This is a genomic window from Serratia sp. DD3 (assembly GCF_000496755.2).
The window spans coordinates 50,546-76,533 of the sequence record NZ_AYKS02000016.1 but is presented as its reverse complement, the minus strand read 5'-3'; the positions used below and the strand labels follow the sequence as shown (position 1 = coordinate 76,533).

The window sequence follows — 25,988 nt, the reverse complement described above, 5'->3', positions numbered from 1 at the left end:
ACTGAATGACGATATGTTGGATAAAATAGACCGTAAGTTGTTATCCATGTTGCAACAAGACTGTACCCAACCGTTGCAGGTTTTAGCTGAGGCGGTCAATCTGACGTCGACACCTTGCTGGAAACGGCTGAAAAGGTTGGAGGATGAAGGGTATATTCGTGGGCGGGTAGCCTTGTTGGATAATGAAAAGCTTGGGCTTGGGTTAACGGCATTTGTACAGATAAAAACGCAGCAACATAGCAGCGAGTGGTATCAAAAATTTGTCGCACTGACCACTGATATGCCCGAGGTACTGGCGTTTTACCGTATGGCGGGGGAATACGATTACCTGATGCAGGTTGAAGTTGCGGATATGAAAAGTTATGACAACTTCTATAAACGCCTGGTGACGGGGGTTCCTGGGTTAATTGATGTGACTTCCAGCTTTGCTATGGAAAAAATCAAGTATACTACAGCGCTACCGGTACCGGAGTAAGCCGTCTTATACCCAAAATAATTCGAGTTGCTTATAGGCGGCAAACGCTGGAGCCCCTAGGAGCATAGCCCTGTAGGGTAAAACCACCGGGCGGTATTTATTATTTGCTGGAAAGCCATCTGGATAAAACTGCGTGAGATTATTTGCTCAAATCGGCTGGTATTTCCGCCGTGAGTGGCGTCGCTACCTGGGGGCAGTGCTGCTGCTGGTGATCATTGCTTTATTGCAACTGCTGCCACCGAAGTTGGTCGGCATTATTGTCGATGGTGTCACCCATCAACAGATGTCTACTCACACGTTGATGTCCTGGCTGGCACTAATGTGCGGGGTCGCGATTATCGTTTATCTACTGCGCTATGTGTGGCGGGTACTGCTATTTGGTGCCTCCTACCAACTGGCGATTGAACTCCGCGGAAATTTTTATCGTCAACTCAGTCAGCAAAATCCGGCATTTTATCTGCGCTACCGTACCGGCGATTTGATGGCATTGGCCACTAATGATGTGGACCGTGTGGTCTTTGCCGCAGGGGAAGGGGTGTTGACGCTGGTGGACTCATTGGTGATGGGGTTGGCGGTTTTGATTGTCATGAGTACTCAAATCAGTTGGCAATTGACCCTGCTGTCATTAATACCGATGCCTATCATGGCGGTCGCCATCAAATACTATGGTGAACAATTGCACCAGCGCTTTAAGTCTGCGCAGGAAGCCTTTTCCAGCCTGAATGATCAGGCGCAGGAAAACATGACCAGCATTCGCATGATCAAGGCATTTGGCCTGGAAGATCATCAATCCAATCAATTTGCTGAGGTGGCAGCCCAAACGGGGGCGAAGAACATGTATGTTGCCCGTATTGATGCTCGTTTTGATCCGACGATTTATGGCGCTATAGCTGCGGCTAACCTGCTGGCGATCAGTGGTGGCAGTTGGATGGTGGTGAATGGGACACTCACATTAGGCCAATTGACCAGCTTTGTGATGTATCTTGGCTTAATGATTTGGCCGATGCTGGCACTCGCCTGGATGTTCAATATTGTTGAGCGCGGTAGTGCCGCCTATAGCCGCATTCGTCGCTTACTGGATGAAGTGCCCGCAGTAACGGATGGTGACCAGGATTTGCCAGCCGGGCGCGGTAGCTTGGTGGTGGATATCAACGAGTTTCATTACCCGGGCAACAGCAAGCTGGCACTGCATAATGTAGTACTTCAATTGCAACCAGGGCAGATGTTAGGGTTGTGTGGACCGACGGGCTCCGGTAAATCGACCCTATTGGCACTGATTCAACGCCAATTTGATATTGATGATGGGTTTATCAGTTACCACGGTTTGCCACTGACCGAGATCAAGCTTGATGCTTGGCGTTCTCGTTTGGCCATCGTCAGCCAAACGCCCTTTCTGTTCTCTGACAGTGTGGCGAACAACATCGCCTTGGGGAACCCTTCAGCCACTCGAGAGCAGATTGAACAAGCCGCACGATTGGCTTATGTCCATGACGATATTCTACGCCTGCCACAGGGATACGAAACCGAGGTAGGTGAGCGGGGTGTCATGCTTTCCGGGGGGCAGAAGCAGCGTATCTCCATTGCCAGAGCCTTATTGCTGGATGCGGAAATCCTGATCCTGGATGATGCCCTGTCGGCGGTAGATGGGCGCACAGAGCATCAAATTCTGCATAATCTCCGCCAGTGGGGGCAACATCGCACCTTGGTTATTAGTGCGCACCGCCTTTCAGCCCTGACTGAGGCGGGGGAAATTCTAGTCATGCAACATGGCTCGGTGGCGCAGCGTGGGCAACACAGTGCTTTAGTGGCAGAGCCAGGCTGGTATCGCGATATGTTCCGTTATCAGCAATTGGAAGCCGCATTGGATGAAGTCCCAGAAAATGCGCGGGAGGCATTGGCCGATGAATAAGCGACAAAATTTATGGCCAACCCTCAAACGCTTGCTGGCTTACGGTTCCCCTTACCGTAAACCGCTGGGGCTGGCCGTGTTGATGTTGTGGATTGCGGCGGCGGCAGAGGTCACTGGCCCGGTGTTGGTCAGCTATTTTATCGATAACTATGTTGCCAGGAACCAGCTACCGGTGATGATGGTCAGTGGTTTGGCGCTTGCTTATATTCTGCTGCAACTATTGGCTGCAGTATTACATTATTTCCAGTCTTTGTTGTTTAATCAGGCGGCGGTGGGGGTAGTGCAACGATTACGTACCGAAGTAATGGATGCGGCACTGCGCCAGCCGTTGAGCACCTTTGATACCCAACCGGTTGGGCAGTTGATCTCGCGAGTCACCAATGATACCGAAGTGATTAAAGATCTCTACGTGACGGTGGTCTCCACAGTGTTGAAAAGTGCTGCGTTGATTGGTGCCATGCTGGTGGCAATGTTCAGCCTTGATTGGCGTATGGCGTTAGTGGCGGTCTGCATCTTCCCAGCGGTGATGGTCGTGATGGTAATTTACCAATATTACAGCACCCCGATTGTCCGCCGTGTACGTAGCTATTTGGCGGATATTAATGATGGATTTAATGAAGTCATTGGTGGCATGGGGGTGATCCAACAGTTCCGCCAGCAGCGTCGTTTTGGTGAGCGTATGAGTGCTGCCAGTCACTCTCATTATATGGCGCGTATGCAGACGCTACGGTTGGATGGTTTCTTACTGCGCCCTTTGCTCAGCCTGTTTTCTGCACTGATACTTTGCGGCTTACTGATGTTGTTTGGTTTTAGTGGTGAAGGGGTGATTAGCGTTGGGGTGCTGTATGCTTTTATCAACTATCTTGGTCGTCTGAATGAACCCTTAATTGAGCTGACTACCCAACAATCGATGTTACAGCAAGCCCTGGTGGCGGGAGAACGTATTTTTGAATTGATGGATGGTAGCCAACAACGTTATGGCAACGATGATCGTCCTTTATTAAATGGCAGTATTGACATCAAGGACCTGAGTTTCGCTTACCATCATCAAGAGAAGGTATTGCACCATATCTCGCTGCAGGTGCCCTCGCGCGGTTTTCTTGCGTTGGTGGGGCATACTGGCAGTGGTAAGAGTACTCTGGCAAATCTGCTGATGGGCTATTACCCGCCAAATGAAGGTGAAATCCGTCTGGATGGTCGACTTTTATCTGATCTTTCACACCCTGTCTTGCGGCAAGGTATCGCGATGGTACAACAAGATCCGGTAGTCATGGCGGAAACGATGATGGCCAATGTGACATTGGGTCGTGATATCAGTGAAGAAGCCGTTTGGCAGGCACTGGAAACCGTACAACTGGACGAGCTGGTACGCACTTTTCCTCAGGGTATCCATACCTGTTTGGGGGAGCAGGGTAACAATTTGTCTGTTGGCCAAAAACAACTATTGGCTATCGCCCGCGTGTTGGTACATCCCCCTCAGATCCTGATCCTCGATGAAGCAACGGCGAATATCGACTCAGGAACAGAACAGGCGATCCAGCGTGCCTTGCGCCTGATTCGCCAGAAGACAACACTGGTGGTGATTGCCCATCGTCTTTCAACGATTGTGGAAGCGGATTCTATTGTGGTCTTGCATCGAGGTCATAAGGTAGAGCAGGGGAATCACCAACAATTGTTGGCGCAGCGGGGGCGTTATTACCAGATGTATCAGTTACAGTTGGTGGGTAAGGAGCTGGAAGCCGCGATTCGTGAAGAGACGCAACCCGCATAGATTCCTCTATTGAGCTCCCCCAAGAGAGGCTATCTGTGGTAGCCATTGTGGGTTTGCATATGCACTTTATCTAGGCGTGCTGCACCAATAGAGTGCAAATCAGTTAGCGATGACTCAGGCTGTTGCGCGCTGCACGTCTGTTTGTTTTCTTTTTCTATTAATAAGCTTCCCTAATCACCCTTTTATCTGCCGCTTAAAGATATGGCATGCCCCTTGCTTTATCCGATGAGTACCAAGCGCTGTTTCTGAACCTGACATGTGGAGAGACAATATGAAGCTGGTTACTGTGGTGATTAAACCGTTCAAACTAGAGGACGTGCGTGAAGCCTTATCATCTATAGGCGTTCAGGGGATGACTGTGACTGAAGTTAAAGGGTTTGGACGCCAGAAAGGTCACGCTGAGCTTTATCGGGGAGCAGAATATAGCGTCAACTTCTTACCTAAAGTCAAAATTGACATTGCCATTGCGGATGACCAGCTCGACGAAGTGGTGGATGTGATTAGCCAAGCGGCCTACACCGGCAAAATTGGCGATGGCAAAATTTTTGTTACTGAATTGCAACGTGTTATTCGTATCCGCACGGGTGAGACAGACGAATCTGCACTGTAATGACCGGGTTAGTCAATTGAATGGGGATGGGGTGATTATGAAAAGACTTTTATCCGTGTTAGGCCTAAGTGCGATAACGCTGACCCCTTCCTGGGCTCTGGCAGCACCGGCGATAGCAGACAAGGCTGATAACGCGTTTATGATGATTTGTACCGCGTTAGTGCTATTTATGACGTTGCCCGGTATTGCGCTGTTTTATGGCGGTTTACTGCGTGGCAAGAATGTACTTTCACTGTTGACACAAGTTACCGTGACTTTCGCTTTGGTGTGCGTGTTATGGGTCATTTTTGGCTACACGCTGGCGTTCAGTGAAGGTAACGCCTTCTTTGGTGGTTTTCAGACGCTGATGCTCAGAGGTATTGGCTTGGACAGTGTGACCGGTACATTCAGCCAATTGATCCACGTTGCTTTTCAGGCTTCTTTTGCCTGTATTACGGTGGCGCTGGTGGTTGGTGGGTTTGCTGAGCGTATTCGCTTTTCCGCTGTGATCATTTTCTCTGCCATCTGGTTCACGATTTCCTACTTGCCAATAGCCCATATGGTATGGGGGGGCGGATTACTGGCAACGGATGGTGCACTGGATTTTGCTGGCGGCACGGTGGTGCATATCAATGCGGCCAGTGCCGGGTTGGTGGGCGCTTACCTGCTGGGTAAACGGGCTGGTTTTGGCAAAGAGGCGTTCAAGCCACATAACTTACCCATGGTATTTACTGGCGCTTCTATTCTGTACATCGGTTGGTTTGGTTTTAATGCAGGTTCAGCTGGCGCGGCTAACGGTGTTGCGGCGCTGGCATTTCTCAACACCATGATAGCAACGGCAGGGGCGATTCTCTCTTGGACCTTTGCCGAGTGGATACTGCGAGGTAAGCCCTCACTATTAGGTGCCTGTTCTGGCTGTATTGCCGGTTTGGTTGCGGTTACCCCGGCAGCGGGGACTGTGGGTATTGGTGGTGCATTGATTATTGGCCTGGTAGCCGGTGTATCTGGTTTGTGGGGGGTAGTGACGCTGAAGAAATGGCTGAAAGTGGACGATACCTGTGATGTATTTGGTGTTCATGGCGTTTGTGGCATTGTCGGGTGTTTGCTGACTGGCGTGTTTACCGCTTCATCACTGGGGGGAACCGGCTATGCACCCGGTGTGACCATGGGCCACCAAATATGGATACAGCTGTTGAGTGTTATTGTGACGTTAGTGTGGTCAAGTATTGCTGCCTTTATTGCTTTTAAAGTCGCGGATATAGCTGTTGGGCTGCGGGTACCAGAAGAACAAGAGCGTGAAGGATTAGATGTTAACAGCCATGGCGAAAATGCTTATAACCAGTAAATTGGACTACGCTGTTGGATTGACGATGGGTGCCTGAGGCACCCATCGTTATTTAGGCATCATGCTGGCGCAGCACACCTTCTTGTACTGTGCTGGCAACCAGCACACCATCACGAGTATAGAATTGACCACGAACAAAGCCACGGGCACCGGAGGCGGAAGGGCTATCCACCACATAGAGCAACCAATCGTCCATGCGGAATGGGCGGTGGAACCACATTGAGTGATCAATAGTGGCAATCTGCATACCTGGCTCAAGGAAGCCAATACCATGGGGCTGCAGTGCTGTGGGTAAAAAATTGAAGTCAGAAGCATAGCCAAGCAGATATTGATGGATACGCAAGTCATCTGGCATTGTGCCATTGGCACGGAACCAGACCTGGCGGGTGGGCTCTTCTATACTGCCCTTGAGTGGGTTATGGAATTTTACCGGGCGCATTTCAATCGGTTTTGGGGCGACAAATTTTTCACGAACTTTTTCTGGCAACATATAGGCCAACTTCTGTGCGATGTCCGATTCCGACATTAACCCTTCCGGTGGTGGCACGTCCGGCATAGCGTTCTGGTGCTCAAAGCCTTGTTCGCCACTTTGGAAAGAAGCGGTCATATAGAAAATAGGTTTGCCATGTTGAATGGCACTGATGCGGCGTGCGCTAAAACTGTTACCGTCGCGCAGGTTTTCCACGTCATAAATGATCGGCTTGCTGCTGTCTCCCGGGCGCAGAAAGTAACTATGAAAGGAGTGAACGCTGCGTTCTACCGCAACGGTTTGCTTGGCGGCGTAGAGGGCTTGACCCACTACCTGACCGCCAAAGACCTGACGCAACCCCAGATCTTCACTTTGGCCGCGAAATAAGCCTTCTTCAATTTTCTCCAGATCCAGCAGGGCAAGGAGATTTTGCAGCGCCTGGCTCATAATGTAGTGATCCTCTTGATGGTTGGTAAGTGCACTGAATATTGGGATACCGCCGTCACCTGTCCTATTATGGTCGAACTGAAAGATACCTACCAGCGCCAACCATAGTGCTGCAAATCAATAGTATGGCTGGGACCAAAAATGACTCCCTCGGCAAGCAGTGCCTGTTTTTGGCGTTGAAAGTCGTCATCCTGTAATGAAATTTGCCCATAGCGGTTCACTACCCGGTGCCAGGGTAGGGTACTGCCTTCAGGCAAACGGCATAACACCCCACCGACCTGACGAGCTGCACGTGGTGAACCAGCCAATTGCGCGACTGCACCATAGGTGGTGACTTTACCGTAAGGAATAGCCGCGACGATATGAAATACTCGCTGACTGAAAGAGGCACGTTCTGTGGTCATTGCTGTTGTTCCTGTTCTCTCCCTGCTCATTGAGATTACAGTCAATCCCATGGTAGCGGGCGTAGGTATCCAGGAGGCAAGTGTGCCATAACCGGAATGGGTAAGAAAACAGCGGTTGGTCAGTGGATGGCTTGCTATTTAATGGGCCATCACCGATAATGCCCACCGCTTCGTAGTCAATGGCAGTGAAACTGTCATAGTGAATGAAGTCGTCAATGGGGGCCCTGTTGGTTCTCCCGCAACACTAACTTGTGAACTCGGTCAGGTCCGGAAGGAAGCAGCCGCAGCGAGTGACGTGTGTGCCGGGATGTAGCTGGCAGGGCCCCCACCAATTTGAGCCTTGACAGGCTGCATCATATCTACTGTCTACTTCCAGCTTATCCCCAAAATAATTCGCGCCGATTCAATTTGCAGGAACAATATACGCTCGAAATAATTCGAGTTGCATCTAGGTGGCAAGTTCAATAGTTGCTAGGAGCATAGGCAACTATGTGACTGGTGCGAGCTAACACAGCCAACACCCAGGCTACTTGAAGGATGACGAGTATATCGAAATCCATTCACGGAGTTTGTTCCGGTTCCTGCAATCAGAAAGCCAGCAGTTTATTATGCTTTAAAATGATTATCTTACGAACTTCCAAACGGCAACGGGGATTTTATCGTACAACTTGTTCATGGTCAGTTCGGCAAGGCGGTGGTCTGCAGCAGAGTAAAACAGTTCCAACTCGTTGTTAGAGAGTTCATATTTATTCTTTTCAATGACACGTTCGAGAGTGTCAATGGTCGTGCATTTACGTAAGCGCATCAGATAGTCAATTTTTGTCATGGTAACCTTTAATCTTAAAAATAACACAAATAATCGAGGTGAATTATCCCTAAGTTTTTATCGTGGTACAAATGCTTTCTCCTGAGAGCATTCTGAAAGTTCGCATTTTGGTTTCCTGCCAGCGATGCAGGTCAGCATTATTAATACTAAAGCTGCTGAACACGGTATAGGTATCATCCAGATACTCTTCAACCAATGCTGATAAATCATTTTCATCCATGTATTTAATTTTAAAACTTATTACAAAAGAAGCAATATGCTCAATCAAGTCATTAAGCTGAAGATTGTCGCTAGATGTTGGATCGTTAACCCAGCCACGCTGACTGTCCCCCAAGGTGGCAATGCCCTGATCATACAAGCTCTCACACAGGAATTTAAGCTGAGCAATATCATGCTGCTTAGTTGAATACTCATCCATATCGCCTCCCGTCAGCCTTAATTTCGGTGCCGATAACACGCTGTGAGTACATGAAGCTACATCATTTTTTGCAAAATTTAACACTGGGTCAATAATCGCTTGGTACCATAAATATAAACCATTACTTGCAATCTGGTTTGTTGATATTACGGAAATTTACAATTTACTCGCCGTTATTGTTTATGTGTCTCGTGCTGAGGTCATTGTTGGTTAGGTAGCGAGTTATTGTGTGCTAATGTAACCCTGACTACAGATATCCAAGCCAGTGTTGAAAATGATTTAATCATAATTATAACGCATAGCTGATTTTTATTGCAGAACTTTCTAATATCAAAAAAACTAATGTTATTTCAATGTGGTGAACATTTTTTGAATAGAACTTTAATCTATACCTGAAATAACTAGAGTGGTTTGCAGCGGCTACGAAAGGAGCGAAGCTGATGAAAGAGCCGAGTAACGTTGCGCGGACATCGTCTTATCATCCACTGAGACCGCATGGGCGGCCTCAGTGGATGAACAACAAAAATGATTATTGACGGTCAATAGGGTGGCTATGATCCAGGTCTTCGCTCTTTTTACTGAAACGGCGGCGAACCACCACAAAGAACACCGGAACAAAGAAGATGGCCAATACTGTTGCGGTAACCATCCCACCCATTACCCCGGTACCTACCGCATTCTGGGCACCGGAACCAGCACCACTACTAACAACCAGTGGCATAACACCCAGGATAAAGGCCAATGATGTCATCAGGATGGGGCGCAGACGCATACGTACCGCTTCCAACGTTGATTCAATTAGCCCCTTACCTTCTTTATCCATGAGGTCTTTAGCAAATTCTACAATCAATATGGCGTTCTTCGCGGAGAGCCCGATGGTCGTCAGTAAGCCAACCTTGAAATAGACATCATTTTCCAGCCCACGAAAGCTGGTGGCCAAGAGTGCACCTATCACCCCAAGAGGGACAACCAGCATCACCGAGAATGGAATTGACCAGCTTTCGTACAATGCCGCCAGACACAAGAACACCACGATCAGTGAGATAACATACAGTGAGGTGGACTGACTGCCGGACAAGCGTTCCTGATAGGACATACCTGTCCAGTCATAGCCGATACCGCTTGGCAGTTTGGACGCGAGTTGCTCCATCATATCCATTGCTTCACCAGTACTTCGCCCAGGTACCGCCTGCCCGATAATTTCCATTGATGGCAGGCCGTTATAGCGTTCAAGACGCGGCGAACCGAATGACCAATGGGCCGAAGCAAAGGCGGAGAAAGGTACCATCTGACCACTGCTACCGCGGACATACCATTTATTAATGTCTTCGGGCAACATACGGAATGGGGCATCAGCCTGTACATAAACGCGTTTTACACGACCTCGATCGAGAAAATCGTTAACATAAGCGCCGCCCAGCGCCGCACTGATGGTACTGTTGATATCGTTCAGGGAAACCCCTAATGCCTGCGCTTTCTCCTGGTCAATATCAAGTTTGAATTGCGGTGTGTCCTCCTGACCATTCGGGCGCATCCCGGTCAGTAGGTCTGGGTGCTGTGCTGCCATACCCAGTAACTGGTTACGCGCCTCTGTCAGCTTTTCATGACCTAGGTTAGCCTGATCGATCAGTTGGAAGTCAAAACCGCTGGCGGTACCCAGTTCGATGATCGCCGGCAGGTTAAAGGCAAACACCAAGCCATCTTTGATCTGAGAAAATGACCCCATAGCACGGCCAACAATAGCAGGTACTTTATTGGCGGCACCGCTGCGTTCAGACCAATCTTTCAAACTGACAAACGCCAAGCCAGTATTCTGCCCCTGGCCGCTGAAACCGAAACCGTTAACGGTAAATACCGAGTTAACGTTGTCTTTTTCTGCGGTCAGGAAGTAATGGTTCACTTCCTCCAATACTTTCTGTGTACGTTCCTGGGTGGCTCCCGCAGGCATTTGCACCATCGTTAACAACATTCCCTGGTCTTCTTCCGGCAGGAAGGAGGAGGGGAGGCGCATAAACAGCACAGCCAGACCCACGACGATCAGCAGGTAAACCATCAGGTAACGGCCAGTACTGCGCAGGATATTCGCCACACTATCAGTATAGTGATGGGTACTCTTTTCAAACAGGCGGTTGAACCAGCCAAAGAAGCCGGTGTTGATACCATGATCCCCTTTGGGGATCGGTTTAAGCATGGTGGCGCAAAGTGCCGGGGTCAGGATTAATGCCACCAAGACCGATAGCACCATGGCGGAAACAATGGTGATTGAGAATTGGCGATAAATGGCACCCGTTGACCCACCGAAGAAAGCCATGGGGATAAATACCGCAGACAACACCAAGGCGATGCCAACCAATGCCCCTTGGATCTGTTCCATTGATTTCTTGGTGGCTTCTTTGGGCGAAAGCCCCTCTTCAGCCATAATCCGCTCAACGTTTTCCACCACCACGATGGCGTCATCCACCAGCAGGCCGATTGCTAACACCATACCAAACATTGTCAGGGTGTTTATCGAGTAACCAAAAACAGCCAGAATCGCGAATGTTCCCAACAACACTACGGGCACGGCGATGGTAGGGATCAGCGTGGCCCGGAAGTTTTGCAGGAACAGATACATCACCAGGAATACCAGGATGATCGCTTCCACCAGGGTTTTTACTACTTCGTGTATGGATATTTTAACGAAAGGCGTCGTGTCATAAGGGTAAACAACCTGCAAGCTGGCAGGGAAGAACGGTTGCAGTTTACCCAGCTCTGCTTTAACCGCCGCCGCAGTATTGAGCGCATTGGCGCCCGTGGCCAGCTTAATACCGATACCTGATGCAGGTTTACCATTGTAACGAGCAATAACATTATAGCTTTCTCCCCCCAGTTCAACCTTGGCTACATCGCTCAGACGCACTTGCGAGCCATCTGCATTGACTTTCAGTTGGATTCTGCTGAATTCTTCCGGTGAACTCAGGCGGGTTTGGGCAATAATAGAGGCGTTTAACTGCTGGCCTTTTACCGGAGGTGTACCACCAAGCTGGCCACCAGCAATCTGGTTGTTCTGAACTTTGATTGCCGCAATGACATCACTGGGCGTCAGTTGGAATTTGTTCAGTTTATTCGGGTCTAGCCAGATACGCATGGCGTACTGAGCACCAAAGAGCTGAACAGTACCCACCCCCGGTGTACGACTGATAGGATCTTTGATATTGGAGCCGACGTAGTCTGCGATATCTTCCTGAGTCATACTGCCGTCTTCAGAAATAAAGCCCGCTACCATCAAGAAACTACTGCTCGACTTTTCTACGCTAACCCCTTGCTGTTGAACTTCTTGTGGCAGCAATGGCATGGCCAGTTGTAGTTTGTTTTGTACTTGTACCTGAGCAATATCAGGATCGGCACCTGAGTCGAATGTCAAGGTAATCTGAACGTTGCCTGCCGAGTCACTGCTGGAGGACATATACAGCAGATTATCGACACCGTTCATATTCTGTTCAATAACCTGTGTGACGCTATCCTGCACGGTTTTAGCATCAGCACCGGGATAGTTTGCGGCTATCGTCACTGCGGGCGGCGCAATGGTAGGGTATTGAGCAATAGGTAGCTTCACGATTGACAGGAGACCCGCCAGCATAATAATGATGGCGATGACCCAGGCAAAAATGGGGCGATCTATAAAGAACTTAGCCATGTGTTACCGGCTCCTTTTTATCACTTCTTAGCGGGTTCAGAGGGTGCCTGTGGTTGTGCGGCTGCCTGGCTATCAACTTCTTGTGCTTTCACCTCAATCCCGGGTTTGATCTTTTGTAGCCCGGTAACAATCACGCGGTCACCAGCCTTCAGGCCAGCGGTGACCAGCCATTTATCACCAATAGCTTGCTCGGCGGTCAAGATACGCTGCTCCACTTTATTATTCGCCCCAACAACCAGTGCGGTTGCTTCACCCCGTGGGTTACGGGTAACTCCCTGTTGTGGTACCAGTAAGGCATCGTTGCGCACCCCTTCATCCAGGCGGGCTCGCACAAACATACCGGGTAACAGTGTATTATCGGGGTTAGGAAAGATAGCGCGGATGGTGATAGAACCGGTGGTTTCATCCACAGTGACGTCGGAGAATTCCAGCGTGCCTTCTTGAGCATACGCTTGCCCGTTCTCAAACAGTAATCTTACTTTGGCTTTACCGTTCTCTTGTTGCAGGCTGCCGTCGGCCAGCTCTTGCTTTAAACGCAGGTAATCGTTACTTGATTGGGTGACATCGACATACATGGGATCCAACTGTTGTACGGTGGACAGTGCAGTAGCCTGACCACTGGTCACCAGCGCCCCTTCAGTCACGGTAGATAGCCCGATGCGCCCAGAAATCGGCGAGCTCACCTTGGTATAAGCCAGGTTAATACGCGCACTTTCCACCGCAGCTTTAGCCGCGACTACCGCAGCATTGGCCTGTAACTGGTTAGAAATGGCGGTATCGTAGTCCTGTTTACTGATGTAATTGGTGCCTAGCAACGGTTTATAACGGTTGACTGTCAGGCGGGCGATATCCGCAGCGGCTTGCGCTTTGGCCAGATCCCCCTTGGTGCTGTCATAGGCAGCCTGATAGGTGGCGGGATCAATTTGATACAGTGAAACACCTGCTTTGATATCACTGCCTTCAACAAAGTTGCGCTTCAGAATAATGCCATTGACCTGAGGGCGAACTTCGGCAATGCGATAGGCGGCAGTACGGCCAGGTAGGTCTGTTGTGATATTGAGCGGCTCTCCTTTCAGTGTCACTACCTCTACAGAAGGCATTGGGCGTTGACCAGCGGATTGGGCGTCTTTGTTGTCACATCCTGTAAGCACTAAGCTGCCTGAAAGCATGATAATTGCCGCCAGAGGCATTAACCCTCTGTTTTTGTTCATAGAAAAACCTCAAGTGTTCGATTTCAAAATGATCAATGGATCACAGCTTGAAAAACCCATTGCTGCGTTAATATTTTGTGGGTGCTATAATACATACATTCGCGAATGTATGTAAGTCACACACTCTTAAAAAAACAATGCTATGGCACGAAAAACTAAACAACAAGCACAAGAAACGCGACTACAGATCCTGGATGCCGCTGTGAGAGAGTTTTCTGAGCGCGGCGTTTCAGCCACCTCTTTGACTGATATTGCTACTGCGGCAGGGGTCACTCGCGGTGCAATTTATTGGCACTTCAAAAATAAGGTAGACCTATTTAACGAAATTTGGCAGCAATCAGATTCGAAAATAGGGGATTTAGAGTTAGAGTATCAAACAAAGTTTCCAGATAATCCACTACGTATTTTAAAGGAAATTTTGATTTACGTTTTGATTGCGACAGTTGATGACAGTCGTCGCCGCGCCTTAATGGAGATCATTTTTCACAAATGTGAGTTTATTGGTGAAATGGTGCCAGTGCATGATGCACGTAAGGTGCTTTACCTTGAAAGCTATGAACGTATCGAACGGGTCCTGCATAATAGCATCGCTCGTGGTCAGCTTCCTGCTGATCTGCATACGCGCCGAGCTGCGGTGGTACTACGTGCCTATATCACAGGGCTGATGGAAAATTGGCTATTTCTGCCAGAAAGTTTTGATCTGAAAGCTGATGCCAGCGCCTTTGTGGATGTTTTCCTTGAAATGGTGCAACTGTGCCCCTCTTTGCGGGTAAAATCGTCTCTATCGGCAGACCTACAAACTGAATAAGGAGAACTTCTATGTCATCCCTGTTACTGATTGCCAATGGTGCAGCTTACGGTCAGGAATCACTGTTTAATGCACTGCGTTTGGCTATTACCTTAAAAGAGCAGCAACCTGAGCTGTGCCTGAAACTGTTTTTAATGTCCGATGCTGTTGTGGCCGGCATCGCTGGGCAACAGCCGCGTGAAGGGTATAATTTGCAACAAATGCTGGAAATACTTACCGCGCAACAGGTACCGGTGAAGTTATGTAAGACTTGTGCTGATGCGCGCGGGGTTAGCCAGTTATCCTTGGTTGATGGTGTTGAGATTGGCACATTGGTGGAGTTGGGGCAGTGGACCCTGGCTGCTGATAAGGTATTGACCTTCTGATTTCTGTTGGAATTTTAACCGGTCATCCCCCGCTACATTTTTATTATTCATTGTCAGCCTGTGATCATGCTAATCTTGAGACTTCATTGTTGAATGACATTAAGCCATGAGTCGCAGGCCAATCATCTATTACTACCAAGTTGCTTTTCGTTACGCCCGGGGGCCTGTTTTCCCTGGCCTGGTTCCTTTTCTGTTATTGCTGATAGCGCTGTGTTTGCCGCTAGGTGTTTTCGCGCAAACGAGTGAAATTCCTGCTCGCAGCGAAGTCCAGAGCCAACTTGATGCGTTGAACAAACAACAAAACCTGACTGAGGTGGATAAACTTTCCCAACAGGATTTGATCCGCACGCTAGAAATACTCGATACGCTGGAACGTACCAAGCAGGAAGGTAATCAGCTTAAGCAGCAACTTCAGCAAGCGCCGGCAAAGTTACAGTCGATACTTAAAGATCTCGACATACTGAAAAGTACCACCAATGATGAAGCGGCAACGCGGGCAGAATTGGTGCCTCTTTCATTACGCCAGTTGGAGCAACGCCTGTATAAAACCCTGGATGACCTCCAGGGTGCGCAGCAAAACCTCTCGACCTACAGCAGCCAACTGGTTTCTTTGCAGACACAGCCTGAACGTGTACAAAGCAGTATGTATACGGCTTCTCAGCGCTTGCAGGAGATACGCAATCTTCTCAGTGCACAAACGCCAGGGCAGCAACCTTTACGTAACAGTCAGCAAGTGATGCTGATGACCGAACAATCGCTGATTAATGCGGAGTTGGAGTTACAACGCAGAAGGTTGGAGGCGAATACGACTTTACAGGATATTTTGCAGAAGCAGCGTGATTACACCACGTTACGTATTGATGCTTTAGATCATCAGGTCCAGATATTGCAGGAAGTGGTGAATAGCAAGCGGTTGACGCTGTCAGAAAAAACGGCGAAAGAAGCGCAAGCCCCAGAAGATGCCACAGATACACAAAGCATTAAGCTGGTTAGTAATCAACTGGATATCAACCGTAAAATCAGTCAGCGGCTGATTACCGCCACGGAAGAGAGTAATACACTGTTTCAGCAAAATATTCAGGTAAAAAACTGGCTGGATCGCGGCTTGCAATCAGCACAGAACCTGAAGGAACAGATCCAGGTATTACGGGGGAGTTTGGTACTGTCACGCATCCTGTATCAACAGCAGCAAAATCTGCCCCCTAAAACCTTGGTGACAGATTTGAGTGCTCATATCGCAGATTTACGCCTGGAACAATTTGAAGTCAACCAGCAGCGTGATGCTTTGTTCAAAGGGGATGACTTTGTCAACCAACTGTTGGCTAACAGCAAAGAAAAAGCCGATAGTGATGCGAGTGATGCGCTAAACGATATTATTGTTATGCGCCGTGAGTTGCTGGATCAACTCAATAAACAACTTAATAATCAGTTGTCGCTGGCTATCACCTTGCAGGTTAATCAACAGCAACTGACCAGTGTCTATACCGCGATGCAACATACCCTTACCCAACAGATTTTCTGGGTTAACAGCAATAAGCCGATTGATTTAGCCTGGCTGGAAGCGATGCCGGGGGCGCTAAAAGATCAGTTTGCCCGGTTGGATTTCAAGTTCGACACCGACCAAATGGTATTGGGAGCCCAAAAGTCAGTCGTTTTCCTGATCCCTATGGTGATAGTGATTGGCCTATTGCGTTGGCGTAATCGTGCCATTAATAACTATTTGAAAAAACTGACCAATGATATTGGGCAGTTAAAACGTGACAGCCAACTCCATACCCCAAAAGCCATTGCGCTGACATTATTACAAGTGTTGCCTGGGGTACTTTTGATACTGGGTACCGGGTTTTGGTTCTATTGTGCAGAGATTAGCATTAGTGACTTTATTTGGGCACTGTCACGACAGCTCGCGCTGCTATGGCTGGTATTTGCCTTGATTTTTCGCCTCTTGGCCCCGGGAGGTATTTATCAGCGCCATTTTAATGCCAAACTTGACCTTTGTAACCACTACCGTCGCCAGTGTATCAAGCTTGGCTTGACGTTATTACCGCTGATTTTCTGGTCCATACTGGGCGAAAAAAATCCCTCCAAACTGGTTGATGATGTTATTGGCCAGGTGGTGGTGATCCTGACTTTATCCCTGCTAACGGTATTGATGTATCCTATTTGCCGTAACAGTTGGCGTGAAAAAAATAACCATGCAGTAAGATTGTTGGTAGTGACTGCATTGGCGGTGACCCCACTCATTCTGCTGGGGTTGATGTTTATGGGGTATTTTTATACCGCGTTGCAATTAGCTGGGCGTTGGATTGACAGCCTGTATCTATTCTTCTTGTGGAATATCGTCTATCAGGCTGTGATCCGTGGTTTGAGCGTCGCCGCCCGTCGTCTGGCTTATCGTCGCGCTGTCGCGCGCCGCCAGAATCTGGCGAAAGAGAAAGAGGGTGCCGAAGGGATTGAACCGGTTGAAGAAACGCCCTTAGCGTTGGAGCAAATCAACCAGCAATCTCTGCGCCTGAGTACCATGGTGTTATTTCTGATTTTCGCCAGTGCCTTCTATGGGATTTGGTCAGACCTGGTAACCGTTATTTCCTATCTCGATAGCATCAGTCTGTGGCATTACACCAGTAGTGTCGCTGGTAGCGTGATACCGAAAGCCGTGACCTTGGGGAATTTCATGGTGGCTATCATTGCGGTGATTGTTGCTTATGTCATGACGCGCAATTTACCCGGTTTGTTGGAAGTGCTGGTGCTATCACGGCTACAACTACGAACCGGCACCTCTTATGCGATTACCACGATGCTGACCTATCTGATTACGGCGGTGGGTACCATCACTGCTTTGGGGTCGTTAGGTGTATCATGGGACAAGTTACAATGGCTGGTGGCGGCACTTTCGGTGGGGTTGGGTTTTGGTTTACAGGAAATATTTGCCAACTTTGTTTCTGGCTTGATTATTCTGTTTGAGCGCCCGGTACGTATTGGTGACACCATCACCATCGGTACCTTCTCTGGCTCAGTTAGCAAGATCCGCATCCGTGCGACGACTATTGTCGATTTTGATCGCAAGGAAGTGATTATTCCCAATAAAGCGTTTGTCACCGAGAGGCTGATCAACTGGTCTCTATCAGATACGATTACTCGAGTACTGATTAAGGTCGGGGTAGCTTATGGTTCTGACCTGGATAAGGTTAAAGCGGTGCTGTTGCAAGCGGCGCAAGAAAACCCACTGGTTATGACGGATCCTGAGCCTGCCGTATTCTTCCTGAGTTTTGGCCCCAGTACTCTGGATCATGAGCTGCGTCTGTATGTGCGGGAATTGCGTGACCGCAGTTACACGGTGGATGAGCTGAACCGAGCCATTGATCGTTTGTGCCGAGAGAATGGTATTAATATTGCGTTTAACCAATTGGAAGTTTATTTACATAACCGCCAGGGTAATGAAGTGCAAGAAGTGAAACGTGGGCTGAGACCAGATCCAGAGAGTGATACTCAAACCGCCTCGTAGTCTGGCAGAGGCCTACGGGTCGGCAGATAAATACGGTTTCGCCCGGCGTGATTGCAGTATCTTCTGCTGGTAATCCTTTCTGACAATGTCCAGTGCAGCCAGCGCTGTGACCGGGTCTATCTCGTTGCATTCGAGCAGATAAATCAAATCTACCGCCAGTTGCAGTTCTGGCGAGGCATTTTCCAGTGGCATATATCCAACGTTTTCATGTGTCAAAGTGTCGTACTTCCCAACCTTAGGTTAGGAAGTACTGAGAATAATCTGTAGCAAAGTATAATAAACTTATGTTGCAGTGGGGGAGAATCATTAAATTAATGTGATAAATCTTCAAAAATTGTTTTCTTTACGCGCAATACTGCGCTCAATTCGTGTTAATGCCTGCCTGCAACGTAATAATCTGCCTTCTATCGCTGCCACTTCCTGCTGCAATTTTTTCTGTGCCGCGAGGGTTGTTTGGGCACCTAACAGACTTTCGCGATCTTGGATCATACTCACCAGACGGCGTTCATAGTCCTGATGTTCTGCAAGTTTATGATAGATATCCACCTCACCCATCACTTTGGGCTGATTTTTACGCCGTAACACCAAGGTGGCCAGTTCACGTTGTAAAGCCGTGATCTGAGCGACCAATCTTTCAGCCAGAAAAGCCACTTGGGCGGTACGGTTATCTTTTACTGCCATTTGTAATTGGGCAAAGTTCTTCTGTATTTCGGCTAAATAATCACGCAGCCGGGTACCGCGATTGGAGAAAAGGGCAATATCAAATCGCGCCTGTGGAATCGGCATATCGCCTTGTGGCTGAATGTTGTTGGCTAAAGCGGTTATCTGCTGTTCAAGCGTTTGTAATAAGCGTTGTGTACTCACGGTGGCTCCTTATACCCAAGTGCCAGTTGCAAAAAAAGCCTATAAACACGGCTTGTTGCGCCATGATGGTGATTATCCTGATGCTTATTGACCTATCGCAACAAAAAACGTGCTGATTGTACGCTCTCAGTTGCATTTATCGCGTATTTTGCATAGATTTGGGCGTTTTCGTGTGCAGGTTTCCTGCCGCCATTTTGAGTTGATGGCAAGGCAGTTGAGAGCCTGTGTGGAAGTATACCCGTTGTCATGCCAGTTGCTTCAGTATTTCAGCAGAACGGGTATATCAGCATGTATTATCAGGCAATAACTATGGACAAGACTGCGCAGCAGCTTCAGTTTATTAAAGAGAGTATCAAAACCATACCTGACTATCCGAAGCCGGGTATTCTGTTCCGCGATGTGACCAGTTTATTGGAAAACCCGCTGGCCTATGCGTCCAGTATTGAGCTGTTGGTTGAGCGTTACCTTGATAAGGGGGTAACCAAAGTGGTGGGGACTGAAGCGCGTGGTTTCCTGTTTGGTGCACCGGTAGCATTGGCTCTGGGTGTCGGTTTTGTGCCCGTGCGTAAACCGGGTAAATTGCCACGAGCTACAATAAGTGAAAGTTATGAGCTCGAGTATGGTACCGATAAACTGGAAATCCACACCGATGCCATTACGGCTGGCGATAAGGTGCTGGTGATTGATGATCTGTTGGCGACCGGCGGTACCATTGAAGCCACGGCCACCTTGATTCGTCGCCTCGGTGGTATCGTGGAAGATGCAGCATTTATTATCAACTTACCGGATCTTGGCGGTGAAGCGCGCCTTAACAATCTGGGAATCGATTGTTACTGCCTGGTTGATTTCGCTGGTCACTGATTGATCTCCGACACCCGTCAAGTTGCAGACATCTAACCCTGCAGCTTGATGGGTAATGGCTCTGTATTCCCTATCAATGCAAAACAGAGCATTCCACATATAGAGGTTCAGCGCTTTCTCAGTCTGCATTAAGCCTGGCGAGCCACCGACAAAGGCTTCATAAGCCTCGATTCTAGCAACAGAGAGACTATTCTTTATGTAGTTTGACGGCATCGTCAAAGATCCTTACACTGGCATCACTAGCCCCGGGACTTGTTAGTTGGCAGCTTAGTTAGTAGCCATGCTTCCCCCCGAGGACGATCGATAGAGTTATACAGAAAAGGTTCGCAGAAATGCGGACCTTTTCTGTTTATTGTTCCTATTTAGGACTGAGCGAGGAAGAAATAACCGCATTCAAAATCGCCAGCCCGATAGCTTTAATGGTATCAGGTGTAACCCCTCTCATGCAGTCAAGTAACGGAGAACGCACGATAAATTCGGGTCATTTTGCGACAATGTTCGCGCCATTGTCCTTCTTTGACCATCAATTTGCGTAATGTCTATGACGGCTGACCGATTCCCACATGCTCTGGGGGAGCACGTTTTTTGTGGCTCATGTGAATTATCACTTTTGCCATCAAATATTCTCCCGATAGGACAATGGGTGACATTTCAGATTTGCTCAAAGAGAACATGACCGCATAGTCCTGGCGCAGGTATAAACACCCTCGCCTATCAGTGTGGCCCTGTGTTAGCATAACCCCTCATATTACTCGACTTCTCCGGTGTTAATGAGCTATCAGGTTCTTGCCCGTAAGTGGCGCCCTCAAACATTTGCCGATGTCGTTGGACAAGAACATGTCCTGACGGCGCTGACTAATGGCCTCAAGCTTGGGAGGCTCCACCATGCTTATCTGTTCTCTGGTACCCGTGGTGTCGGTAAAACCACTATTGCCCGCATATTGGCCAAGTGCCTGAATTGCGAAACGGGCATCACGGCAACACCTTGTGGTCAATGTGATAATTGCCGTGAGATTGAGCAGGGCCGCTTTGTCGATTTGATCGAGATTGACGCCGCCTCCAGAACTAAAGTGGAAGACACCCGCGACTTGCTGGATAACGTACAATATGCCCCGGCGCGCGGTCGTTTTAAGGTTTACCTGATTGACGAAGTCCACATGCTTTCGCGTCATAGCTTCAACGCTTTGTTGAAAACGCTGGAAGAGCCACCGGCACATGTTAAATTTTTACTGGCCACCACGGATCCGCAGAAACTGCCAGTGACTATCTTGTCTCGTTGCTTGCAATTCCATTTGAAAGCGATGGACGTTGATCAGATCCGGACTCAATTGGAAACCATCCTGCAGGCAGAGCACATCACCAGTGACACTCGAGCGCTGCAACTGCTGGCTCGTGCTGCTGACGGCAGTATGCGTGATGCCCTCAGCCTGACTGATCAGGCCATTGCCATGGGGCAAGGGCAGGTGAGTAGTGATACCGTCAGCCAGATGCTAGGAACGTTGGATGATGAACAACCCTTGGCCATTCTGGAAGCCTTGGTTCATGCTGACGGTGAAAAAGTGATGGCCCAGGTGGCACAGGCTGCTTCGCGAGGTGTGGATTGGGAAAGTCTGCTGGTGGAAACCTTGGCGTTGCTGCATCGTATCGCCATGCTGCAATTGCTGCCATCGGTGTTGGACAACCACTATGCGGTTGTTGAACAGCGGTTGCGTGAATTGGCGCGCCTGCTACCCCCCACAGAAGTACAGCTTTATTACCAAACGTTGCTGATTGGCCGCAAAGAGCTGCCTTTAGCACCTGATCGCCGTATGGGGGTTGAAATGACCCTGTTACGTGCGTTGGCCTTTCACCCCAAGGCGGTAATCCCTGATCCTGTGAGCAGAGCGCCGACTGTTCCAGCGCCAGCATCGTCAGTACCTACTGAAAATCATAGTAGGCCTGAGCAGTACGCCGAGGGAGGGGATACGCCTCCGCCGTTAGGGCAGACGCGACCAGCACAGAGCCAACAACAGACAAATTTACCGGATGCCACCGCGCAATTATTGAAAGCGCGCACCCAGTTGCTGCGGCAACAGGGGGCATCCACCGCAAAAAAGAGTGAGCCGGCTGCACCAATAAATGGGCGGCCGGCGAACTCAGCACTGGAGCGGTTGGCTGCAGTGACTGAGCGTAGTCAGCAGCGCCAGGCGGAAAAGCGGGTAGCAGAAAAACCTGCGAAGCCAGAAGCCTATCGCTGGCGCGCACAAACTGAACCGGAGGCTCCCCAGGAGCCGTTGGCGACACCAAAAGCCCTGCGTACCGCCCTGGAACATGAAAAGACCCCCGAGTTGTCAGCTAAACTGGTGGTTGAGTCGCTCAAGCGTGATCCTTGGGCGGCAGAAATTGAACAACTGAAGATACCTAAACTGGTGCAGCAACTGGCATTGAACTCCTTTAAACAACAGTTGGCTCCGGGTAGTATTTGTCTTCACTTACGTTCTACCCAACGCCATTTGAACTCTTCTACGGCGCAAAGAACGTTGGCGGATGCACTCAGTGAATTGCACGGTAGCACGGTTGAACTCACTGTAGTGGAAGACGATAATCCAGCAGAACGGACTCCGTTGGAGTGGCGGCAAGCCATTTATGAAGAAAAACTGGCGCAGGCTCGTCAGTCTATAATTGCGGATACCCATATTCAGACACTGTGTCGTTTTTTTGACGCTGATCTGGATGAAGAGAGTATTCGCCCCATTTAACACGGCGCCGAGTGTGCGCCCATGCAATGAGAGACGACTATGTTTGGTAAAGGTGGTTTGGGTAATCTGATGAAGCAAGCCCAGCAGATGCAGGAAAAAATGCAGCAGATGCAGGAAGAAGTTGCCCGGTTGGAAGTTACGGGTGAATCAGGTGCTGGCATGGTGAAAGTGACCATTAATGGTGCGCATAACTGCCGCCGTGTTGAGATCGACCCCAGCCTGCTGGAAGAAGACGACAAAGAGATGCTGGAAGATTTGATTGCCGCCGCATTCAATGATGCAGCACGCCGTGTAGAAGAAACGCAAAAAGAGAAGATGGCGTCGGTTTCTAACGGTATGCAGTTGCCACCAGGCTTTAAGATGCCGTTCTGATGCAAACCAGCCCGCTCCTTGAATCCTTGATGGAGGCGTTGCGTTGCCTACCCGGTGTGGGTCCTAAGTCGGCGCAGCGCATGGCATTTCAACTGTTGCAGCGTGATCGCAGTGGTGGCATGCGCTTGGCTCAGGCTTTGACCCGCGCAATGTCTGAGGTGGGGCACTGCGCTGACTGCCGCACCTTTACCGAACAGGATACCTGCACCATCTGCAATAACTCGCGCCGTCAGCAAAACGGCCAGATTTGCGTGGTAGAGAGCCCAGCGGATATTTATGCCATTGAGCAGACCGGGCAATTTGCCGGGCGCTACTTTGTGCTGATGGGGCATCTGTCACCGCTGGATGGTATTGGCCCTGGTGATATTGGCCTTGACCGGCTGGAGCAGCGGTTAGAGAAAGAGACCATCAGTGAAGTGATCCTGGCCACCAACCCGACGGTGGAAGGGGACGCCACGGCCAACTATATTGCCGAGATGTGTAGCCAATATGGCGTGGTTGCTAGCCGTATTGCTCATGGCGTTCCGGTTGGCGGAGAACTTGAAATGGTCGACGGTACCACGCTGTCCCACTCTCTGGCTGGGCGGCATGTGATCAAGTTTTGATATTTTCAGCCGAGCAGTATATATACTCAAGTTCATTCAAGTTGCAGGTAGGCGGCAACTGAGCGAATCCCGATGAGCTTACTAGAGTAAGTGATTCGGGTGAGTAAGGGCAGCCAACACCGCTGCAACTTGAATGGCGACGGGTATAGCCCGGCTTCGAGATAACCCACAAAAAAAACCGCACAGTCGCTTGAAAAACCTCATGGTTAACCCCACTTAATCCTCATTGTTCGATTTGGTCATATTCCCTGCGTCTTTCAAGCGGTGATGGCGTTAACTGCTTCAGTTCACTTCAATCTTGGGTGGATCTAAGCATCAACAACGGCCATGAACCAATTGAAAGGTATCGGGTATAACACTATTGGCTATTGAGGTAATCAATGAGTATGAAAGGTCAAGAAACCCGCGGATTCCAGTCTGAAGTTAAACAACTGCTTCATTTGATGATTCATTCGCTCTACTCCAATAAAGAAATCTTCCTGCGTGAGCTGATTTCTAACGCATCCGATGCGGCTGACAAGCTGCGTTTCCGGGCGCTTTCTCAGCCAGAACTGTATGAAGGTGATGGTGAACTGCGCGTGCGCGTCTCTTTTGACAAAGATAAGCATACCCTGACCATTGCTGATAACGGCATTGGTATGACCCGTGACGAGGTGATTGAGAACCTGGGAACCATTGCCAAGTCAGGGACTAAAGCTTTTCTGGAGTCGATCGGTTCCGAACAGGCGAAAGACAGTCAACTGATCGGCCAGTTTGGTGTCGGTTTTTATTCGTCATTTATCGTGGCAGATAAAGTCACTGTCCGTACTCGCGCTGCCGGGGATCGTTCGGATAAAGGGGTGTTCTGGGAGTCTGCAGGGGAAGGTGATTACACCATTGCCGATATCGACAAAGCGGAACGTGGTACTGAAATTACTCTACATCTGCGTCCTGGTGAAGAGGAATACCTTGATGGCTGGCGTTTGCGTTCTGTGATCGGCAAATATTCCGATCACATTGCGTTGCCGGTTGAAATCGAAACCAAGAATGAAGAAGACGATACGGTCACCTGGGAGAAGATCAACAAGGCGCAAGCGTTGTGGACCTGCAGCAAATCCGATGTGACGGATGAAGAGTACAAAGAATTCTATAAGCACATTGCTCATGACTTCACTGATCCGCTGGTCTGGAGCCACAACCGGGTAGAAGGTAAGCAGGAATATACCAGCCTGCTGTATATCCCGGCTCGTGCACCTTGGGATATGTGGAATCGGGATCATAAGCACGGTCTGAAACTGTATGTTCAGCGTGTGTTTATTATGGATGATGCCGAGCAGTTTATGCCTAACTACCTGCGTTTTGTCCGTGGGCTGATAGACTCCAATGACCTGCCATTGAACATTTCCCGTGAGATTTTGCAGGATAACCGTGTTACCCAGAGCTTGCGTGCTGCGTTGACCAAACGTGTACTGCAGATGCTGGAAAAATTGGCAAAAGATGACGCCGAAGCCTATCAGACATTCTGGCAACAGTTTGGCTTGGTGATGAAAGAGGGGCCAGGGGAAGATAGCAACAACAAGGAAGCTATCGCTAAACTGTTGCGCTTTGCTTCTACGCATAACGACAGCTCGGCGCAAACCGTGTCGCTGGAAGAGTATATTGGCCGCATGATTGAAGGCCAAGAGAAGATTTACTACATCACCGCCGACAGCTATGCCGCCGCCAAGAGCAGCCCACACCTGGAACTGCTGCGTAAGAAAGGCATTGAAGTCCTGCTGCTTTCTGATCGCATTGACGAATGGATGATGAGCTATCTGACCGAGTTCGACGGTAAACAGTTCCAGTCTGTCAGCAAAGCGGATGAAGCGCTGGATAAACTGGCGGATGAAACCGAAGAGCAGAAAGAAGCCGAGAAACAACTGGAGCCGTTTATCGAGCGGGTCAAGACCTTGTTGGGTGAGCGGGTGAAAGAGGTGCGTTTGACACATCGCTTGACCGATACGCCAGCGATCGTCACCACCGATGCCGATGAAATGAGCACCCAGATGGCGAAACTGTTTGCTGCGGCTGGTCAACCTGCACCGGAGGTGAAGTATATCTTCGAATTGAACCCGGATCATGCCTTGGTCAAACGCGCAGCGGATATCGGCGATAACGCACTGTTTGCTGAGTGGATAGACTTGCTGCTGGATCAGGCACTGTTAGCAGAGCGTGGCACACTGGAAGATCCAAACCAGTTTATCCGCTTGATGAATAAACTCTTGTCTGCCTGATATTTGTCTGCTTGGTAATGGTTCCCGCCGCTCTTTCAGTGAAATATGGTAATCTGAATAGCGGCGGGATATTTACCC

At 49.3% G+C, this 25,988-nt stretch carries 21 protein-coding genes, 1 other RNA gene and 1 other annotated feature; of the genes, 14 read left to right on the top strand and 8 right to left on the bottom strand.

Annotated features, from left to right (window positions below; translation table 11 throughout):
• Nucleotides 1-13: 13 nt before the first annotated feature.
• The 5 genes from IO95_RS02195 to amtB all read left to right on the top strand — a co-directional run bounded on the left by IO95_RS02195 (nt 14) and on the right by amtB (nt 6,089).
• On the top strand, nt 14-475 hold the full coding sequence (locus IO95_RS02195; protein ID WP_023488981.1) for an Lrp/AsnC family transcriptional regulator: 462 nt from the start codon (nt 14-16) through the stop codon (nt 473-475).
• Nucleotides 476-608: 133 nt separating this feature from the next.
• Nucleotides 609-2,384, top strand: coding sequence for a SmdA family multidrug ABC transporter permease/ATP-binding protein (locus IO95_RS02190; RefSeq protein ID WP_023488982.1), 1,776 nt, complete (start codon nt 609-611; stop codon nt 2,382-2,384).
• A complete protein-coding gene (locus IO95_RS02185; protein ID WP_023488983.1) occupies nt 2,377-4,155 on the top strand; it encodes a SmdB family multidrug efflux ABC transporter permease/ATP-binding protein in 1,779 nt (592 codons plus the stop codon). Before IO95_RS02190 ends, IO95_RS02185 begins: the two co-directional genes overlap by 8 nt.
• Before the next feature lie 271 nt (nt 4,156-4,426).
• Nucleotides 4,427-4,765, top strand: coding sequence for a P-II family nitrogen regulator (glnK, locus tag IO95_RS02180; RefSeq protein ID WP_023488984.1), 339 nt, complete (start codon nt 4,427-4,429; stop codon nt 4,763-4,765).
• Nucleotides 4,766-4,802: 37 nt separating this feature from the next.
• Nucleotides 4,803-6,089: an ammonium transporter AmtB gene (gene amtB, locus IO95_RS02175; protein WP_023488985.1), complete on the top strand. Its 1,287-nt coding sequence runs from the start codon at nt 4,803-4,805 to the stop codon at nt 6,087-6,089.
• 52 nt (nt 6,090-6,141) lie between these two features.
• Here amtB and tesB read toward each other — a convergent pair whose 3' ends face one another.
• Both tesB and IO95_RS02165 read right to left on the bottom strand, forming a co-directional pair.
• The gene (gene tesB / locus IO95_RS02170) at nt 6,142-7,005 is read right to left on the bottom strand and encodes an acyl-CoA thioesterase II (protein WP_023488986.1); all 864 of its coding nucleotides are present in this window, start codon (nt 7,003-7,005) and stop codon (nt 6,142-6,144) included.
• An 89-nt stretch (nt 7,006-7,094) separates the two neighbouring features.
• Nucleotides 7,095-7,409: an MGMT family protein gene (locus IO95_RS02165; RefSeq protein WP_023488987.1), complete on the bottom strand. Its 315-nt coding sequence runs from the start codon at nt 7,407-7,409 to the stop codon at nt 7,095-7,097.
• Nucleotides 7,410-7,634: 225 nt separating this feature from the next.
• On the opposite strand from IO95_RS02165, the gene ffs reads away from it, so the two are divergent.
• Nucleotides 7,635-7,731, top strand: an RNA gene (gene ffs, locus IO95_RS23800) — signal recognition particle sRNA small type.
• Nucleotides 7,732-8,031: 300 nt separating this feature from the next.
• Here ffs and IO95_RS02160 read toward each other — a convergent pair.
• From IO95_RS02160 to IO95_RS02145, 4 genes are all read right to left on the bottom strand, one after another.
• Nucleotides 8,032-8,235, bottom strand: a complete 204-nt coding sequence (locus IO95_RS02160) for an HHA domain-containing protein (RefSeq protein ID WP_023488988.1) — start codon at nt 8,233-8,235, stop codon at nt 8,032-8,034.
• A 49-nt stretch (nt 8,236-8,284) separates the two neighbouring features.
• Nucleotides 8,285-8,653, bottom strand: coding sequence for an Hha toxicity modulator TomB (tomB, locus tag IO95_RS02155; protein WP_023488989.1), 369 nt, complete (start codon nt 8,651-8,653; stop codon nt 8,285-8,287).
• 529 nt (nt 8,654-9,182) lie between these two features.
• The gene (locus tag IO95_RS02150; protein WP_023491039.1) at nt 9,183-12,329 is read right to left on the bottom strand and encodes a multidrug efflux RND transporter permease subunit AcrB; all 3,147 of its coding nucleotides are present in this window, start codon (nt 12,327-12,329) and stop codon (nt 9,183-9,185) included.
• A gap of 20 nt (nt 12,330-12,349) precedes the next feature.
• Complete coding sequence (locus IO95_RS02145) at nt 12,350-13,540, bottom strand: efflux RND transporter periplasmic adaptor subunit (RefSeq protein ID WP_023491038.1); 1,191 nt, start codon at nt 13,538-13,540, stop codon at nt 12,350-12,352.
• Between the two features lie 142 nt (nt 13,541-13,682).
• Between IO95_RS02145 and acrR the strand changes: the two genes are divergently transcribed.
• The 3 genes from acrR (at nt 13,683) to mscK (ending at nt 18,218) form a co-directional block, all read left to right on the top strand.
• On the top strand, nt 13,683-14,348 hold the full coding sequence (acrR, locus tag IO95_RS02140) for a multidrug efflux transporter transcriptional repressor AcrR (protein ID WP_023491037.1): 666 nt from the start codon (nt 13,683-13,685) through the stop codon (nt 14,346-14,348).
• Nucleotides 14,349-14,359: 11 nt separating this feature from the next.
• Entirely contained in the window at nt 14,360-14,713 is a 354-nt protein-coding gene (locus tag IO95_RS02135) for a DsrE/DsrF/TusD sulfur relay family protein (protein WP_023491036.1), read from the top strand.
• Nucleotides 14,714-14,819: 106 nt separating this feature from the next.
• Nucleotides 14,820-18,218 carry a mechanosensitive channel MscK gene (mscK, locus tag IO95_RS02130; RefSeq protein WP_023491034.1) on the top strand — a complete coding sequence of 1,133 codons (3,399 nt, stop codon included), beginning with the start codon at nt 14,820-14,822 and terminating at the stop codon, nt 18,216-18,218.
• Nucleotides 18,219-18,230: 12 nt separating this feature from the next.
• Here the strand turns inward: mscK and rsmS are convergent, their stop codons facing one another.
• Entirely contained in the window at nt 18,231-18,410 is a 180-nt protein-coding gene (rsmS, locus tag IO95_RS02125; protein WP_037383619.1) for a pleiotropic regulatory protein RsmS, read from the bottom strand.
• Between the two features lie 135 nt (nt 18,411-18,545).
• The gene (gene priC, locus IO95_RS02120) at nt 18,546-19,082 is read right to left on the bottom strand and encodes a primosomal replication protein PriC (protein ID WP_023491030.1); all 537 of its coding nucleotides are present in this window, start codon (nt 19,080-19,082) and stop codon (nt 18,546-18,548) included.
• Nucleotides 19,083-19,391: 309 nt separating this feature from the next.
• Between priC and apt the strand changes: the two genes are divergently transcribed.
• From apt to htpG, 5 genes are all read left to right on the top strand, one after another.
• Complete coding sequence (apt, locus tag IO95_RS02115) at nt 19,392-19,943, top strand: adenine phosphoribosyltransferase (RefSeq protein WP_023491028.1); 552 nt, start codon at nt 19,392-19,394, stop codon at nt 19,941-19,943.
• A gap of 770 nt (nt 19,944-20,713) precedes the next feature.
• A complete protein-coding gene (gene dnaX, locus IO95_RS02110) occupies nt 20,714-22,681 on the top strand; it encodes a DNA polymerase III subunit gamma/tau (RefSeq protein ID WP_023491024.1) in 1,968 nt (655 codons plus the stop codon).
• Nucleotides 22,014-22,078 (top strand) — a sequence feature (DnaX frameshifting element). Its footprint overlaps the gene before it by 65 nt.
• A gap of 39 nt (nt 22,682-22,720) precedes the next feature.
• Nucleotides 22,721-23,053, top strand: coding sequence for a YbaB/EbfC family nucleoid-associated protein (locus tag IO95_RS02105; protein ID WP_023491023.1), 333 nt, complete (start codon nt 22,721-22,723; stop codon nt 23,051-23,053).
• Nucleotides 23,053-23,658, top strand: a complete 606-nt coding sequence (gene recR, locus IO95_RS02100) for a recombination mediator RecR (RefSeq protein ID WP_023491022.1) — start codon at nt 23,053-23,055, stop codon at nt 23,656-23,658. The genes IO95_RS02105 and recR overlap by 1 nt, the downstream gene beginning before the upstream one ends.
• A gap of 386 nt (nt 23,659-24,044) precedes the next feature.
• Entirely contained in the window at nt 24,045-25,910 is a 1,866-nt protein-coding gene (gene htpG / locus IO95_RS02095) for a molecular chaperone HtpG (RefSeq protein ID WP_037383679.1), read from the top strand.
• The last annotated feature ends 78 nt before the right edge of the window (nt 25,911-25,988 follow it).

Bases quoted from the DNA above. Each gene is read 5' to 3' on its own strand.
- IO95_RS02185 (WP_023488983.1), top strand. From the start codon at position 2,377: ATGAATAAGCGACAAAATTTATGGCCAACCCTCAAACGCTTGCTGGCT.
- tomB (WP_023488989.1), bottom strand. From the start codon at position 8,653: ATGGATGAGTATTCAACTAAGCAGCATGATATTGCTCAGCTTAAATTC.
- htpG (WP_037383679.1), top strand. From the start codon at position 24,045: ATGAAAGGTCAAGAAACCCGCGGATTCCAGTCTGAAGTTAAACAACTG.
- amtB (WP_023488985.1), top strand. From the start codon at position 4,803: ATGAAAAGACTTTTATCCGTGTTAGGCCTAAGTGCGATAACGCTGACC.
- IO95_RS02165 (WP_023488987.1), bottom strand. From the start codon at position 7,409: ATGACCACAGAACGTGCCTCTTTCAGTCAGCGAGTATTTCATATCGTC.
- glnK (WP_023488984.1), top strand. From the start codon at position 4,427: ATGAAGCTGGTTACTGTGGTGATTAAACCGTTCAAACTAGAGGACGTG.
- acrR (WP_023491037.1), top strand. From the start codon at position 13,683: ATGGCACGAAAAACTAAACAACAAGCACAAGAAACGCGACTACAGATC.
- IO95_RS02135 (WP_023491036.1), top strand. From the start codon at position 14,360: ATGTCATCCCTGTTACTGATTGCCAATGGTGCAGCTTACGGTCAGGAA.
- IO95_RS02105 (WP_023491023.1), top strand. From the start codon at position 22,721: ATGTTTGGTAAAGGTGGTTTGGGTAATCTGATGAAGCAAGCCCAGCAG.
- tesB (WP_023488986.1), bottom strand. From the start codon at position 7,005: ATGAGCCAGGCGCTGCAAAATCTCCTTGCCCTGCTGGATCTGGAGAAA.
- rsmS (WP_037383619.1), bottom strand. From the start codon at position 18,410: ATGCCACTGGAAAATGCCTCGCCAGAACTGCAACTGGCGGTAGATTTG.
- IO95_RS02195 (WP_023488981.1), top strand. From the start codon at position 14: ATGTTGGATAAAATAGACCGTAAGTTGTTATCCATGTTGCAACAAGAC.
- recR (WP_023491022.1), top strand. From the start codon at position 23,053: ATGCAAACCAGCCCGCTCCTTGAATCCTTGATGGAGGCGTTGCGTTGC.
- dnaX (WP_023491024.1), top strand. From the start codon at position 20,714: ATGAGCTATCAGGTTCTTGCCCGTAAGTGGCGCCCTCAAACATTTGCC.
- apt (WP_023491028.1), top strand. From the start codon at position 19,392: ATGGACAAGACTGCGCAGCAGCTTCAGTTTATTAAAGAGAGTATCAAA.
- IO95_RS02150 (WP_023491039.1), bottom strand. From the start codon at position 12,329: ATGGCTAAGTTCTTTATAGATCGCCCCATTTTTGCCTGGGTCATCGCC.
- IO95_RS02160 (WP_023488988.1), bottom strand. From the start codon at position 8,235: ATGACAAAAATTGACTATCTGATGCGCTTACGTAAATGCACGACCATT.
- IO95_RS02145 (WP_023491038.1), bottom strand. From the start codon at position 13,540: ATGAACAAAAACAGAGGGTTAATGCCTCTGGCGGCAATTATCATGCTT.
- mscK (WP_023491034.1), top strand. From the start codon at position 14,820: ATGAGTCGCAGGCCAATCATCTATTACTACCAAGTTGCTTTTCGTTAC.